Here is a 13,633-nt window from a genome sequence, read left to right as displayed (position 1 = left end):
CTCTTGCGTAGAATCTGCTTTGTCATAGCTGCGATGATCTTCGTCGCGTCCGGAGGAATTGCATTCGCGGATGGCTCGGGCGATCCGGGCGCCGTCAAGCAAAACGAAAATGGTGAGTGGCTCGATAAGGAAGGAAACCCGACCTACAAGATTTCAGCCGACGGGACCGTGGACTGGTACACCTATTCCGGATACCGCCGCTATCACTCGGACTGCCACGTCTGTCATGGCCCGGATGGAATGGGATCGACCTACGCTCCGGCGTTGAAGGACTCCCTGAAGACGATGAGCTACGCCGACTTCCTCGGCGTCGTCGCCTCAGGCCGCAAGAACGTCTCGACCGCGCAGGAGAACGTGATGCCGGCCTTCGGCGATAATCCGAACGTGGCCTGCTACATGGACGATCTCTACGTCTATCTGCGCGCCCGCTCCAACGAAGCCTGGGGCCGCGCGCGGCCGGGCAAGCATGAGGACAAGACGCAGGCCTATACAAAGGCCGAAGACTCCTGCATGGGCAGGAAATGAACGATTGGAGCACGGCCGAGACTACTTCTTGGCGTCTCCGGGAGAATTTGAGGAGCTTACGATGAAGACACGTGCCGCGGTCGCTTTCGAAGCGAAAAAGCCGCTTGAAATCGTCGAGGTCGACCTGGAAGGGCCGAAGACCGGCGAAGTTCTGGTCGAGATCAAGGCGACCGGAATCTGCCACACCGACGCCTACACGCTCGACGGTTTCGACAGCGAAGGAATCTTCCCCTCGATCCTCGGCCACGAGGGCGCCGGCATCATCCGCGAGATCGGCGCAGGCGTGAGTTCGGTGAAGCCTGGCGATCACGTCATCCCGCTCTACACGCCCGAATGCCGGCAGTGCAAAAGCTGCCTGAGCGGGAAGACCAACCTCTGCACCGCGATCCGGGCGACGCAGGGCAAGGGCGTGATGCCCGACGGCACCAGTCGCTTCTCCTACAAGGGCAAGCCGATCTATCACTATATGGGCTGCTCGACCTTCTCGAACTTCACGGTGCTGCCGGAGATCGCGGTCGCCAAGATCCGCGAGGATGCCCCCTTCGACAAGAGCTGCTACATCGGCTGCGGCGTCACGACCGGCGTCGGCGCCGTCGTGAACACCGCCAAGGTCACGCCGGGTTCCAACGTCGTGGTGTTCGGCCTCGGCGGCATAGGACTCAATGTCATCCAGGGCGCCAAGATGGCCGGCGCCGACAAGATCATCGGCGTCGACATCAACGACTCCAAAGAGGATTGGGGCCGCAAGTTCGGCATGACGCACTTCGTCAACCCCAAGAAGGTGACCGGCGACATCGTCCAGCATCTTGTAACGCTGACCGATGGCGGCGCCGACTACACCTTCGACTGTACCGGCAACACCACGGTGATGCGCCAGGCCCTGGAATGCTGCCATCGCGGCTGGGGAACATCGATCATCATCGGCGTTGCGGAAGCCGGCAAGGAGATCGCTACCCGTCCGTTCCAGCTCGTCACCGGGCGCAACTGGCGCGGCACCGCGTTCGGCGGTGCGCGTGGCCGCACAGACGTGCCCAAGATCGTCGACTGGTACATGAACGGAAAGATCCAGATCGATCCCATGATCACCCACGTGCTGAAGCTCGAAGACATCAACAAGGGCTTCGACCTGATGCATGAGGGCAAATCGATCCGCTCGGTCGTCGTCTACTAAACCAGAACCATCACCCACAAGGAGGATCGTCCCATGACTGTTGCTCTCCATCCCTCGATCGACAATGGCCTCAAACATGGCAGCGGCAGCTTTTCCGGCGGCACGCTGGTCTGCAAATGCAACGATCATCAGGTCAAGGTCGGCATCAAGGGCGACGTGGCGCACAACCACGCCTGCGGCTGCACCAAGTGCTGGAAGCCGCAAGGTGCGATGTTCTCCGTCGTCGCCGTGGTGCCGCGCCAGAACGTCACCGTGCTCGAGAACGGCGACAAGCTGCAGATCGTCGATCCGTCGGCGGTGATCCAGCGCCATGCCTGCAAGGCCTGCGGCACGCATATGTTCGGCCGCATCGAGAACAAGGGCCATCCGTTCTACGGCCTCGACTTCATCCATCCCGAGCTGTTCCAGGAACAAGGCTCGCAGGCGCCGCAATTCGCCGCCTTCGTCTCTTCCGTGATCGAATCGGGCGTGAAGCCGGAGCAGATGGCCGGTGTCCGCGCAAGGCTGAAGGAGATCGGGCTCGAGCCCTATGACTGCCTGTCGCCGGCGCTGATGGACGCGATCGCGACCCATGTCGCGAAGGCCAAAGCTGCTTAGGCACAAGGCTGCTCGACGGAGGCCTGAGGCAACGCATCCGTCCTTGCGCGCTCTCGGCTCGCTGGTCTGACCAGCGAGCCGGTCGGGCCCTCCAGGATTGGGCGCGAACCGGATGGCAGCATTGCCGCCTCATTTGCTCGTGAGGCGGCCGGTTCCCTCAGCATCGAGAGTCGTACTCACTCCGCAGCGTCGCCAGCCCGCAAAGCTTGCGTCCCTGCGTTCTCCCTCCCTCGACTGAGGTCTCCTGCTTCGTCCGCGCAGTCCCGCCGGACGAAGCTTTTTTATGTCGGTTGCAATGATGCTCTGCAGCACTCCGCAATGGGCGAGCGATGGATCGCGCCCAGCTTTTGACAAATCGCGGAGGCAATCTGGTCGCGAACACAAGCGGCTGTGATGCCCGTCGTGTCCGGTTTCTGCTAGCATCACAATCGTCACGATGCCGCGCGAAAATCATCAAACAAGAATCAACCGGGAGGCATCGAGCACATTCCAGACATCGCCCGTCTTCATTCCCTCCGCCCCGGGAGTTGCCTGGGCTTGCGGAAGCAGGGGATGCGGAGGCTGCCCCGCCAATCAGTCACGCCCATCGGATCATCGGCTTAAGAAGAGCGAGAAACGATCATGATCAAGATAAAAATCAACGGCCATGAACAAAGCTGGGATGGCGACCCGGATCTTCCGCTGCTCTGGTTTCTCCGCGACGAGGTCGGGCTCACTGGCACCAAATTCGGCTGCGGCCAGGCGCTGTGCGGCGCCTGCACCGTCATCGTCGACAAGGAAGCGGTGCGCTCCTGCATCACTTCGGTCAATGACGTTGCAGGTCGCGAGGTCACGACCATCGAAGGCCTGCATCCGAACGGCGATCATCCCGTGCAGAAAGCGTGGCGCGAGGTCAACGTTCCCCAATGCGGCTTCTGCCAGGCCGGCCAGATCATGCAGGCCGCGGCGCTGCTGATGGACAATCCAAAGCCGTCGCATGACCAGATCCGCGAGGCGATGGCGGGCAACATCTGCCGCTGCGGCTGCTACCAGCGCATCGAGAACGCCGTCCATCTCGCATCGACGGGGGCGTGATCATGAATTTCATCGACAACCCAAAGCTTCGTGGCTTCGAGAAGCACATCAGGATCGAGAAGATTTCCCGCCGCAGTATCCTGAAGGGACTGGGCGTCACCGGCGGCTTCGTGCTCGCTGCGCCGGTCATGTCGCGCCAGGCCTTCGCCTATGAGACCGGCGCCGGGAAGATGCCGCACGGCGTCGTGGTCGACCCGCGCGTGTTCGTCGCGGTCGCTCCCGACGGCATCGTCACCATCGTCGCGCACCGCTCCGAGATGGGCACAGGCGTGCGCACCAGCCTGCCGCTGGTCGTCGCCGAGGAGATGGAAGCCGACTGGACGAGGGTCAAGGTCCAGCAGGCGCATGGCGATGAGGTCAAGTTCGGCAACCAGGACACCGACGGCTCCCGCAGCACGCGGCACTATTTGATCCCGATGCGCCAGATCGGCGCCTCGGCGCGCATCATGCTGGAGCAGGCCGCAGCCAAGCGCTGGGGCGTGCCGGCGACGGAGGTGAAGGCGGTCAATCACGAGGTCGTTCACGGTGCCAGCGGTCGCAAGCTCGGCTTCGGCGAGCTCGCAGCCGACGCAGCCAAGGAATCCTTGCCGAGCGTCGACAGCCTGAAGCTGAAGGACCCCAAGGATTTCCGCTATCTCACCAAGGGCGAGATCAGCATCGTTGACCTCCACGACATCACCACTGGGAAGGCAGGCTACGGCGCCGACGTGCGGCTGCCCGGCATGAAATACGCCGTCATCGCGCGCCCGCCGGTGACCGGCGGCAAGCTGGTCTCGTTCGACCCAGCCGACGCGATGAAGGTCTCGGGCGTCGAGAAGGTGATGCAGGTGCGTGGCTGGCCGTGGCCCTCGAAATTCCAGCCGCTCGGCGGCGTGGCCGTGATCGCCCGCAATACGGGTGCCGCGATCAAGGGGCGCGATGCGCTGAAGATCGTCTGGGACGACGGGCCAAACGGCAAGTACGAGTCGGCCGCCTACCGCAAGGAGCTCGAGGAGGCCTCGCGCCAGCCCGGTCTCGTCGTGCGCAAGGAGGGCGATGCGGATGCCGCGCTCAAGAGCGCCGACAAGGTGATCGTCGGTGAGTACTACATCCCTCACCTCGCCCATGTCAGCATGGAGCCACCGGTGGCGGTTGCCGACGTCAAGGGCGACAAGGCGGAGATCTGGGCACCAGTGCAAAGTCCCGGCGGCACCCGCGAGGACGTCGCCAAGACGCTCGGTATCCCCGAGCAGAACGTGACCGTGAACGTGACGCTGCTCGGCGGTGGCTTTGGCCGCAAGTCGAAATGCGACTATGCGCTCGAGGCCGCCCTGCTCTCCAAGGAGCTCGGCGCGCCCGTGAAGGTGCAGTGGACCCGCGAGGACGACCTCCACCACGGCTTCCTGCACACCGTCTCGGTCGAGCGGATCGAGGCGGGTCTCGACAAGAGTGGCAAGGTAATCGCCTGGCGCCATCGCAGCGTCGCGCCCAGCATCGCCTCGACGTTTGCTGCGGGAACCGTGCATCAGGCCTCGTTCGAGCTCGGCATGGGTCTCGTCGACATGCCCTTCGAGATCGCCAACATCTCGTGCGAGAATCCGGAAGCGGCCGCCCATACCAGGATCGGCTGGTTCCGCTCGGTCTCCAATATCCCGCGCGCCTTCGCCGTGCAGTCGATGGTCGGCGAAATCGCGCAGGCCACCGGCCGCGACCAGAAGGACATGCTGCTCGAGCTGATCGGCTCGCCCCGCATCGTCAAGCTCGCTTCGGTGAAGGACCTTTGGAACTATGGCGAGCCTTACGAGAGCTACCCGATCGACACCGCGCGTTTGCGCAAGGTGGTCGAGCTGGTGGCCGACAAGGGCGAATGGGGTCGCCAGGTGCCGAAGGGCCATGGCCTCGGCATCGCCGCGCACCGCAGCTTCGTCAGCTACATCGCGACGATCGTGGAAGTGGCCGTCGACGACAAGGGCAAACTGACGATCCCGCGGGTCGATACCGCCATCGACTGCGGAACCTTCGTCAATCCCGAGCGCATCCGGTCCCAGATCGAGGGCGCTGCGATCATGGGCCTGAGCCTCGCCAGATATGGCGAGATCACCTTCAAGGATGGCAAGGTCCAGCAGAAGAACTATGACGACTTCCCGGTGATCCGGATGGACGAGTCTCCGCTGGTGACCAACGTCCATATCGTGCCGCCTGGACCCGACACGCCGCCGAGCGGCGTCGGCGAGCCCGGCGTGCCGCCATTCGCGCCGGCGCTGATCAACGCGATCTTCGCCGCGACCGGCAAGCGCATCCGCTCCTTGCCGATCGGCAAGCAATTGGAGGCGTAACGCTAGAGCATGATCCGGAAAAGTGCGAAGCGGTTTTCCTTCGCGACAAACGCGGAACGCGTTTGCGCGGTGATCATGCTCGAACAACAACCTAAAGCGCGATGACGATTCATCCCAATCTCATCGCGCTTTAGGGAACGTCAGGCGACAGTTCGCCGTTGCCATCGATCTGACAGGAGAGATCGATGGACATCACCTTACGGGCGCTCGCAGTCTTGGTGCTGTCGGGCGCCTTTCTTTTGACCGCACAGGCCCAAAGCCAGGCACAGGGCAACACGACGCCTCCGGCCACCGCGACGCGTCCCTCCACGCCAGACCAGACCTCACTGCCGAGCAACGCTCCCCCCGCATCGACCAACCAGACCACAGGGCAGTCCAGTCAGGATCCGAAGGTCAAGGAGATGAACGCGAAGGAGAAAGGCAAGGTCGAGCGCGAAGGGAAGTAAGCCCGCCTCTTGCAAGTTTCGATTCAAGATGCCAGGCAGGCATATCGTATTCAAGAGCGCAGCATGTGCCGGGGCGTGAACATGCGCCCGCTTTGCGTCGCCGCCGCCATTTCAAAGCTGTCGGCAATACGCCGCGCCTTGTCGATGAACAGAGCCGCTGCGAGGGGCGGGCAGACCTCGCGCGCGGTCTGCTCGAACAGATCGAGCCAGCGATCGAAATGATCACCGAGCAGGCTGAGCGGAAGATGCGCCCGCATCGGCTGGCCGTGATAGCGACCGGTAGTCAACACCACCGACGACCAGAAATCGCTCAACTTGGAAAGATGCTCGTCCCAGTTTTTCACGACCGCGAACACCGGACCGAGCAGCGCGTCGTCGCGCACGCGACCATAAAACCTCGTGACGAGTTCCCCGATCATCGCCTCGTTGATCCCGGTTCTCTCCATCACGTCTTGAGCCAGCAAACTGCGCCGCTCCGCCGCCGCTTTGCGATCGATCGTTTTCCGCTCAGGCATCTCGTTTTCGGTATCCATTCGCGAATTTCCAAGTACTCATGTTCCAAATCTTGCCCATGTCGGCCTTCGGACTCGCCATGGTCGGGGGAACCCTTCGCGATTCCGAGCCGTCCGGCTTGACGGTGATGGGAGTTCCATCGTCGCGATCGACGATGCTCAGGCTGGCATCTATACCTTTTATCGCCAAAGTGTAGTGGTGGAGTACCGTTTGCCTTGTCTTGATGTTGTAGGCATTTCTCTGACCGAGCCGTCGGAGAGGATCACAGCCAGGGATCACGGTCGTGTAGCAGGCAAGCTGCGCCGTCCTATTTGATGGAGCGCAAACTCCGGGATGAATCAGGTTTCCGTCGCCGGCAAGAATCGATGCTCGACCGCAAGGCAACGGGGGCGACAGCCGTCAGGCGTCGCCCCAACATGACCTCAGACAACGGGTCCGTCAGCTGCCGTAGGTATAGAAGCCCTGGCCGGTCTTGCGGCCGAGATGGCCGGCATCGACCATTTCCTTGAGCAAGGGCGCCGGACGGTATTTCGGGTCGTTGAAACCTTTGTAGAAGACCTCCATCACCGACAGCATCGTATCGAGCCCGACGAGATCGGCGAGCGCCAGCGGCCCGATCGGATGGTTGCAGCCGAGCTTCATGCCGGCGTCGATTTCCTCGGCCGTCGCGATTCCCTCCTGAAGTGCGAAGATCGCCTCGTTGATCATCGGGCAGAGGATGCGGTTGACGGCGAAGCCCGGGCTGTTCTTGGCCGTGATCGCGACCTTGCCGACACGCTGGGCGAAATCGAGCGCCTTGGCGTGGGTGTCGTCGGAGGTCTGCAAGCCGCGGATCAGCTCCAGGAGTTGCATCACCGGCACCGGGTTGAAGAAATGCATGCCGATGAAGCGATCCGGACGATCCGTCGCGGCCGCGAGCTTGGTGATCGAGATCGACGAGGTGTTGGTGGCGATCAGCGTGCGCGGCGACAGCGTCGCGCAGAGGTCCTTGAGGATCTTGACCTTAAGCTCCTCGTTTTCGGTCGCGGCCTCGATCACGAGGTCGCAGTCGGCGAGCTTGCCGCGGTCGGTCGTGCCGGTGATGCGCTTGAGCGTCGCCTCGCGATCGGCCGCCGACATCTTCTCCTTCTTGACCAGACGCTCGAGGCTGCCGCCGACGGTCGCAATTCCGCGCCCCACCGCCGCGTCGGAGATATCGACCATCACAACCGAAAGCCCGGCCGCGGCACAGACCTGGGCGATGCCGTTCCCCATGGTGCCGGCCCCGATGATTCCAACGGTTTGGATCATTGCTTCAAATCCTTTTTCATCCTGTCGGGGGCGCCAACCGGCGCGGGCCCTTTTTGCGTCCAGGGTCGCGCACCGCAAGCCGGGCCGCGACCTGATCCTGATAGGCCCTTCCTTAAAGCATTCATGGCGGGAATAAAGCCGCCTCTTGCGTTGCGTGAGGCACAATTTGCCGCTTTCTCGGCTCGTTTGGCCGAAGCTGTACGCCTAGCCCCCCAAAACTGCCGAGGGTACCGGCGCCGGCTGGCACACCCGGTCCGCTATGCCGGTCACGCGGCGAACTCCCACTCTTTCCTAGTGGATGATCTGGTTGAGAAAGCCCTTCGCACGCTCCGTGCGAGGCGAGCGGAAGAAACTCGTCGGCTCCCCCTCCTCGACAATGCTGCCCTGATCCATGAATACGACGCGGTCGGCGACCTCGCGCGCAAAGCCCATTTCGTGGGTCACGCATACCATGGTCATGCCTTCGCCTGCGAGCTGCACCATCGTGTCCAGCACCTCCTTGACCATCTCCGGATCGAGCGCGGAGGTCGGCTCGTCGAACAGCATGATCTTCGGCTGCATGCACAGCGCGCGGGCGATAGCGACGCGCTGCTGTTGGCCACCGGAAAGCTGCGCGGGATATTTGTCCGCCTGCCCGTTAATGCGAACTTTCCTGAGCAGGCTCATCGCACGCTCGTGCGCTTCAGGACGCGAGAGCCCTCGCACCTTCATCGGCGCCAGCATGCAGTTCTCGACGACGGAGAGGTGCGGGAACAGGTTGAAGCTCTGGAACACCATGCCGACTTCGCAGCGAACGCTGTTGATGTCGGCCATGCGGTCCATCAGCTCCACGCCGTCGACCACGATCCGGCCGCCGTCGTGCTTCTCGATGTGGTTGATACAGCGGATCAGGGTCGACTTGCCGGAACCGGAGGGACCACACAGAACGATCTTCTCGCCCTTGGCGACTGTCAGGTTGACGTCATTCAGGGCGGTAAAGCCCCCGAACCGCTTCACCAGATTCTCCACGACGACGATCGCGGAAGAATGATCGCTCGGGCTCACCGCGCCTTCCTGTCGCATCTTTGTGTTCCTCTCAGTTTTCCAGACCGCTTCCCTACCGATGCGCCCCGCCGAGCGCGTAGCGTCGCCTGAGCGATGCGACGCACTGCGACGCCGCCGAACCGATGACGAGATAGACCACCGCGACAACGAGATACATTTCGACGAGCCGACCGTTGAGCTGCGCGAGCTTCGAGGCCGCGCCGAGGAGATCAGTCAGCGAGAGCACGTAAACGAGCGAGGTGTCCTGGAACAGGATGATGGTCTGGCTCAGGATGATCGGGCTCGCGACGCGGATCACCTGCGGCAGGATCACGCATCGATAGGTCTCGAAGGTGGACAGTGCGAGCGCCCGGCAGGCTTCGAACTGGCCCTTGTTCACCGCGCGCAATCCGACGCGGATGATCTCCGAATAGTAGGCCGCCTCGAACAACCCAAAAGTGATAAAGGCCGTCCAGGTGGCGCCGATCGGAATCGGACGGCCGTTGCCTGAGAGGTGCCCGAGCACGATCGGCACCAGGAAGAAGAACCAGAACAGCACGAGGATCAGCGGGATCGAGCGGACCAACGCGATATAGCTGCGCACGATCTGGCTGACGGCGGGCACCTCGAAATGCTGCACGAGGGCGAAGCAGGTCCCTAGCATCATGCCGATGACGAAGGCCGCGGCGGTCAGCGCGAGGGAGAACAGCAGTCCCGACCAAAGATAAGGCCAGGCCTGAAGGAGGATCGAGAAATCGAGGCTGTTCATTTCACGACCTCCATTCCGTGGGGCAAAGCGGCGACCGGCTGCACGTCGTCCGCCAGGGTCGGCTCGATCGTGTCCTTTGCCGGCGTGGAGCCCGGAATGTGCACGGCCCTGTCGATGAGCATCATCGATTGATAGGCAATGAGCGCGAGCACGAGATAGATCAGCGTCGCCGCGCCGAAGGCGGTGAAGGTCTGGAAGGTCGCTTCGCTGATCTGCCGCGCCTGCGCGGTCAGCTCCATCAGACCGATCGTCAGCGCCACCGACGTATTCTTGTAGATGCCCATGACCTCGCTGGTCAGGCTCGGCACGATCAGCCGCAGCGCCTGCGGGACGATAACGTGGCGATAGGTCAGATAGGGAGTGAGGCCCAGCGCATTGGCCGCCTCGACCTGTCCCTTCGGCAAGGCCTCGATGCCCGCGCGCACCTGCTCGGCAATGCGCGCCGCGGTGTAGAGACCGAGGCACACCAGCGCCGGGAAGAACGATCCCCACGGCGGTGGAATCTGCTTGATGGCGTTGCCAAGCGAGGTTGGAAGGATCTCCGGCAACACGAAATACCAGAGAAACATCTGCACCAGCACCGGGATGTTCCGGAAGATCTCGACATACAGCCGTGCAAGCGCCGCCACGAGCCGGTTCGGCATGGTACGGCCGATCCCGACGACGACACCGACAGCGAAGGCGATCCACCAGCCGAAAAAGGCCAGCGCCAGCGTCCAACCGAGGCCTGCGAGAAGCCAGTCGACATAGCGCTGGCCATCCGCCGTCTGTTCAAAAAGCACTCCGAACATCGCAAACCTCTGAGTTAACGGTGCGAGCGAAGGCGATCTTGGTCGAGTCCCGCGGTGCTTCCGGTCAGTCGACCGCGTCGCTGGGCTGCGCGATACGCTCCATCAGCGTATCGGTGAGGGGAAAAGCGAGATTCTCACCCTTGGGCGGGATCGGCCTGGTGAACCATTTCGTGTAGGTTTTCTCGAACTGGCCCGACGCCATCTGTTTTGACAGAACGTCGTCGACGAGTGCCTTGAAGCCGGCGTCGCCTTTCGTGAACATCAGCCCGTAGTAGACCTTTGCATAACCTTCGGGAAGGAAGATCAGCGCATCCGGCTTCGGTGCTGCAGCCTTGAGGCCTGCGAGAAGGATATCATCTTCCATGAAGGCCGCCGCGCGTCCGGTGTTCAGCATCAGGAACGATTCCGCGTGATCCTTGGCCTGGACGATGTTGAGGCCGAGCTGCTCCTTGGCGTTCACGCCTTGCGCGAAGCCGATCGCGTTGGAACCCTGCGTGACTACGATGGTCTTGCCCTTGAGATCACCGGCGGTCTTCAGGCTGCTGTCGGCCTTGACCAGCCAGCGCGGCTGGCTGACGAAGGTCGTCACCGAGAACGACACCTGCTCCTGCCGCTTCTTGTCGTTGGCCGTTCCGCCGCATTCGATATCGACGGTGCCGCTCTGAATCAGCGGAATCCGGTTGGATGAATTCACCGGCGTGTAGTTGACGGTGAGATTGGGCAGGTTGAGCTCCGTCTTAATGCGCTCAACGATGGCGGCGCAGAGATCGAGCGAGAAGCCGATCGGCTTTTGGTCGGGACCGAGGTAAGAGAACGGGATCGACGCCTCGCGGTAGCCGATCGTGATCGCGCCGCTAGACTTGATCTTGGTCAGCGTCGGGCTGTCAGCCGCGGCCGACGGCTCGACCATGGTGGTGACCGCTACAAGGCCCGACAGAGCCCCCAGCATCCGTGCAAAATTCCTCATGTCCTGCACCCTCCTCTCATATCTCGGCCTAGGCGGCTCTGGATGATGTCTTGACGCCACGCCGTCGGATGAGCTCGATCAGGCGGTCGACGTCCGCTGACGTGTTGAACATACCGAACGACACGCGAATGCCGTCCCGTTCCGGCGAAACGCGCACGCCATTCTCTTCGAAGTAGCCGAGCCATTCGGCCGCAGGCAGCGCAATGACGTAGATGTGCGGCGCGCGGTGCCTTCTGTCGCGCGGGCCGACGAGCCTTATGTCGACCGCGTCCAGCCCTGCTATGAGATGATCGCCGAGGTCGAAACAGTGGTTCTGGATGTTCTCGACGCCGATCTGCACGATCAGGTCGAGCGAAGCGCCGAGCGCGTGGATCGCCGGAAGATTGAAGTTGCCGAGCTCGAAGCGGCGAGCGCTCGGAGCCGGCGTGAGCTTGTCCGGGCGTGCGATGAGGTCGGCGGGGATTTCGGCAAGGCTTGCGGCGGCGAGATAAGCGGGCTCGAGCTCGGAATGCGCGCTATTCCAGTAGAGCAATCCGAGGCCCTGGGGAACGAGCAGTCCCTTGTGACTGCCCGACCCGATGAAACTCGCGCGCATGATCTTTGCATCGATCGGCACTACGCCGATCGCCTGCATCACGTCGACGATGAAGTGGAGGCCCTTCTCCGCGCAGAGGGCACCGACGCTTTCGACATCGAAGCGATGGCCGGCGTGAAAGGTCACGTGCGACATCGAGATCGCGCGGGTGTTCGCATCGATATGGGGACGAAAGCTCGCAGCATCGACGACATCGGTCATAGGCACGAACCGCACCTCGACGCCCTGCCGCTGCAGATTGAGGAAAGCGTATGCGTTGTTCGGATGATCGCCATGAACCATCAGGACATTGTCGCACGCCCGCAGCCGCAGAGCGTTCGCGGCAATGTTCATGCTTTCCGAGGTGTTCTTGGTGAAGGCGATCTCGTCTGCGGACACGCCGAGGAAGCGCGCGACCTTGGCGCGCGTCTGCTCAACGCGGTCGAGCCACACGCTCTTCGGGCCAGCCGTCTCCAGTCCTTCGCGAAGGAAAAGGTCGATCGCCGCCTTGACCGGGCGCGAAAGGGGCGCCTGGAAACCGGAGTCGAGATAGGTCATCCGCTCGGCTGCGGGGAATTCCTTCCGCACGGCATCGACGTCGTAACGACCTGACATCCCACTCTCCTGTTCGGCGTCTGGCCCGCGGGACCCGGTTTGCGTTGCACAATTCCTGATCACCGGCCGGCGAAGCCAACGATATGAGCAGCGAGGGAGGACCGTCCAATATATTTTTCATAATCCGGTAGTTTTGATTCCGAAAAATGATAATTTATTTATCGAGTAAGGAGACGCGAATGGCTGAGCCAGCCAAAACCGACGGACCACTCGATCGCGCCTTTGCCATCGTCGGGCACGTCGCCGGTCAGACCAAAGCCGTGTCAGTCGCAGAGATAGCCCAGGCGCTCACCCTGCCGCTTCCGACCGCCCACCGGTTGATCGGAAACCTCGAGGAACGCGGCCTTCTTCAGAAGGCGCTCGGGACCAAGCGCTACGTGGTCGGCAATCAGCTCGTTACCCTCTCCGCCAAGGTCATCGGAGCAGCATTCCGCACCGCGCGCCGCCATGCCGTGCTGCGCGCGGTTGCCGGCGAGATCGGCGAGCAATGCGAGATCGGCGTCGTGCGCGACAACATGGTGGCCTATGTCGACAGCGTCCGCGTCTCGCAACCACAGGGACTGCAATTCAATCCGGGCGAAGCGGCGCCGCTGCACTGTACGTCGACAGGCAAGATCTACATGAGCCGCTTGCCGGAAAAAGCGCGCGAGAAGCTATGCCGCGCGCTCGCGCTGACTAAATTTACGGACACGACGATCGCAGACTACGACGCCTTGATGAAGGTGCTCGAGGAGACCCGTAGGCGTGGCTGGGCCAAGACCAACGAGGAGTACGTCAAGGGCGTGGTTGGATGTGCCGTCCCAATTCTGTCGCCGGATCGTGAGCTGATCGCGTGCCTGGGCGTCTCCGTCCCGGCGGCCCGCGTGAGCTTCGCTGAACTCGACCGCTTTATCGCCCCGCTTCAGAAGGCCGCCGCGCTCCTGTCGGAAACGATCCTGCAGAACGATGACGACGGTGGATGAG

Annotated in this window: 14 protein-coding genes; 7 read left to right on the top strand and 7 right to left on the bottom strand. The window is 62.5% G+C overall.

What is annotated here, in order from left to right:
* Nucleotides 1-33 precede the first annotated feature (33 nt).
* The 6 genes from Q3C01_RS18620 to Q3C01_RS18595 all read left to right on the top strand — a co-directional run bounded on the left by Q3C01_RS18620 (nt 34) and on the right by Q3C01_RS18595 (nt 6,128).
* Complete coding sequence (locus Q3C01_RS18620; protein ID WP_458146808.1) at nt 34-525, top strand: c-type cytochrome, methanol metabolism-related; 492 nt, start codon at nt 34-36, stop codon at nt 523-525.
* Nucleotides 526-586: 61 nt separating this feature from the next.
* On the top strand, nt 587-1,696 hold the full coding sequence (locus Q3C01_RS18615) for an S-(hydroxymethyl)glutathione dehydrogenase/class III alcohol dehydrogenase (RefSeq protein ID WP_458146756.1): 1,110 nt from the start codon (nt 587-589) through the stop codon (nt 1,694-1,696).
* A 33-nt stretch (nt 1,697-1,729) separates the two neighbouring features.
* The gene (gene gfa, locus Q3C01_RS18610; protein WP_458146755.1) at nt 1,730-2,293 is read left to right on the top strand and encodes an S-(hydroxymethyl)glutathione synthase; all 564 of its coding nucleotides are present in this window, start codon (nt 1,730-1,732) and stop codon (nt 2,291-2,293) included.
* Nucleotides 2,294-2,914: 621 nt separating this feature from the next.
* Nucleotides 2,915-3,367: a (2Fe-2S)-binding protein gene (locus tag Q3C01_RS18605; protein ID WP_458146754.1), complete on the top strand. Its 453-nt coding sequence runs from the start codon at nt 2,915-2,917 to the stop codon at nt 3,365-3,367.
* Between the two features lie 2 nt (nt 3,368-3,369).
* A complete protein-coding gene (locus tag Q3C01_RS18600) occupies nt 3,370-5,682 on the top strand; it encodes a xanthine dehydrogenase family protein molybdopterin-binding subunit (RefSeq protein ID WP_458146753.1) in 2,313 nt (770 codons plus the stop codon).
* A 185-nt stretch (nt 5,683-5,867) separates the two neighbouring features.
* Nucleotides 5,868-6,128 (top strand): hypothetical protein, encoded by a 261-nt coding sequence (locus tag Q3C01_RS18595; protein WP_458146752.1) that lies wholly within the window; start codon nt 5,868-5,870, stop codon nt 6,126-6,128.
* Nucleotides 6,129-6,178: 50 nt separating this feature from the next.
* Here the strand turns inward: Q3C01_RS18595 and Q3C01_RS18590 are convergent, their stop codons facing one another.
* The 7 genes from Q3C01_RS18590 to Q3C01_RS18560 form a co-directional block, all read right to left on the bottom strand.
* The gene (locus tag Q3C01_RS18590) at nt 6,179-6,574 is read right to left on the bottom strand and encodes a group III truncated hemoglobin (protein ID WP_458146807.1); all 396 of its coding nucleotides are present in this window, start codon (nt 6,572-6,574) and stop codon (nt 6,179-6,181) included.
* Nucleotides 6,575-7,079: 505 nt separating this feature from the next.
* Nucleotides 7,080-7,994, bottom strand: a complete 915-nt coding sequence (locus Q3C01_RS18585; RefSeq protein WP_458146806.1) for a 3-hydroxybutyryl-CoA dehydrogenase — start codon at nt 7,992-7,994, stop codon at nt 7,080-7,082.
* Between the two features lie 228 nt (nt 7,995-8,222).
* On the bottom strand, nt 8,223-8,993 hold the full coding sequence (locus Q3C01_RS18580; protein WP_458146751.1) for an amino acid ABC transporter ATP-binding protein: 771 nt from the start codon (nt 8,991-8,993) through the stop codon (nt 8,223-8,225).
* A gap of 34 nt (nt 8,994-9,027) precedes the next feature.
* Nucleotides 9,028-9,723: an amino acid ABC transporter permease gene (locus Q3C01_RS18575; RefSeq protein WP_458146750.1), complete on the bottom strand. Its 696-nt coding sequence runs from the start codon at nt 9,721-9,723 to the stop codon at nt 9,028-9,030.
* Entirely contained in the window at nt 9,720-10,514 is a 795-nt protein-coding gene (locus Q3C01_RS18570) for an amino acid ABC transporter permease (protein WP_458146749.1), read from the bottom strand. Before Q3C01_RS18570 ends, Q3C01_RS18575 begins: the two co-directional genes overlap by 4 nt.
* Nucleotides 10,515-10,578: 64 nt before the next feature.
* Nucleotides 10,579-11,481 (bottom strand): amino acid ABC transporter substrate-binding protein, encoded by a 903-nt coding sequence (locus Q3C01_RS18565; protein ID WP_458146748.1) that lies wholly within the window; start codon nt 11,479-11,481, stop codon nt 10,579-10,581.
* A 28-nt stretch (nt 11,482-11,509) separates the two neighbouring features.
* Complete coding sequence (locus tag Q3C01_RS18560) at nt 11,510-12,670, bottom strand: aminotransferase class V-fold PLP-dependent enzyme (RefSeq protein ID WP_458146747.1); 1,161 nt, start codon at nt 12,668-12,670, stop codon at nt 11,510-11,512.
* A 179-nt stretch (nt 12,671-12,849) separates the two neighbouring features.
* On the opposite strand from Q3C01_RS18560, the gene Q3C01_RS18555 reads away from it, so the two are divergent.
* Nucleotides 12,850-13,632 (top strand): IclR family transcriptional regulator, encoded by a 783-nt coding sequence (locus Q3C01_RS18555; RefSeq protein ID WP_458146746.1) that lies wholly within the window; start codon nt 12,850-12,852, stop codon nt 13,630-13,632.
* The last annotated feature ends 1 nt before the right edge of the window (nt 13,633 follow it).

The organism is Bradyrhizobium sp. UFLA05-109 (genome assembly GCF_054185165.1).
This window is presented reverse-complemented; position numbering and strand designations above follow the sequence as displayed.

What these genes read in the sequence shown, in the direction of transcription:
- Q3C01_RS18620 (WP_458146808.1), top strand. Translation starts at nt 34, where the DNA reads ATGATCTTCGTCGCGTCCGGAGGAATTGCATTCGCGGATGGCTCGGGC.
- Q3C01_RS18615 (WP_458146756.1), top strand. Translation starts at nt 587, where the DNA reads ATGAAGACACGTGCCGCGGTCGCTTTCGAAGCGAAAAAGCCGCTTGAA.
- gfa (WP_458146755.1), top strand. Translation starts at nt 1,730, where the DNA reads ATGACTGTTGCTCTCCATCCCTCGATCGACAATGGCCTCAAACATGGC.
- Q3C01_RS18605 (WP_458146754.1), top strand. Translation starts at nt 2,915, where the DNA reads ATGATCAAGATAAAAATCAACGGCCATGAACAAAGCTGGGATGGCGAC.
- Q3C01_RS18600 (WP_458146753.1), top strand. Translation starts at nt 3,370, where the DNA reads ATGAATTTCATCGACAACCCAAAGCTTCGTGGCTTCGAGAAGCACATC.
- Q3C01_RS18595 (WP_458146752.1), top strand. Translation starts at nt 5,868, where the DNA reads ATGGACATCACCTTACGGGCGCTCGCAGTCTTGGTGCTGTCGGGCGCC.
- Q3C01_RS18590 (WP_458146807.1), bottom strand. Translation starts at nt 6,574, where the DNA reads ATGGAGAGAACCGGGATCAACGAGGCGATGATCGGGGAACTCGTCACG.
- Q3C01_RS18580 (WP_458146751.1), bottom strand. Translation starts at nt 8,993, where the DNA reads ATGCGACAGGAAGGCGCGGTGAGCCCGAGCGATCATTCTTCCGCGATC.
- Q3C01_RS18575 (WP_458146750.1), bottom strand. Translation starts at nt 9,723, where the DNA reads ATGAACAGCCTCGATTTCTCGATCCTCCTTCAGGCCTGGCCTTATCTT.
- Q3C01_RS18570 (WP_458146749.1), bottom strand. Translation starts at nt 10,514, where the DNA reads ATGTTCGGAGTGCTTTTTGAACAGACGGCGGATGGCCAGCGCTATGTC.
- Q3C01_RS18565 (WP_458146748.1), bottom strand. Translation starts at nt 11,481, where the DNA reads ATGAGGAATTTTGCACGGATGCTGGGGGCTCTGTCGGGCCTTGTAGCG.
- Q3C01_RS18560 (WP_458146747.1), bottom strand. Translation starts at nt 12,670, where the DNA reads ATGTCAGGTCGTTACGACGTCGATGCCGTGCGGAAGGAATTCCCCGCA.
- Q3C01_RS18555 (WP_458146746.1), top strand. Translation starts at nt 12,850, where the DNA reads ATGGCTGAGCCAGCCAAAACCGACGGACCACTCGATCGCGCCTTTGCC.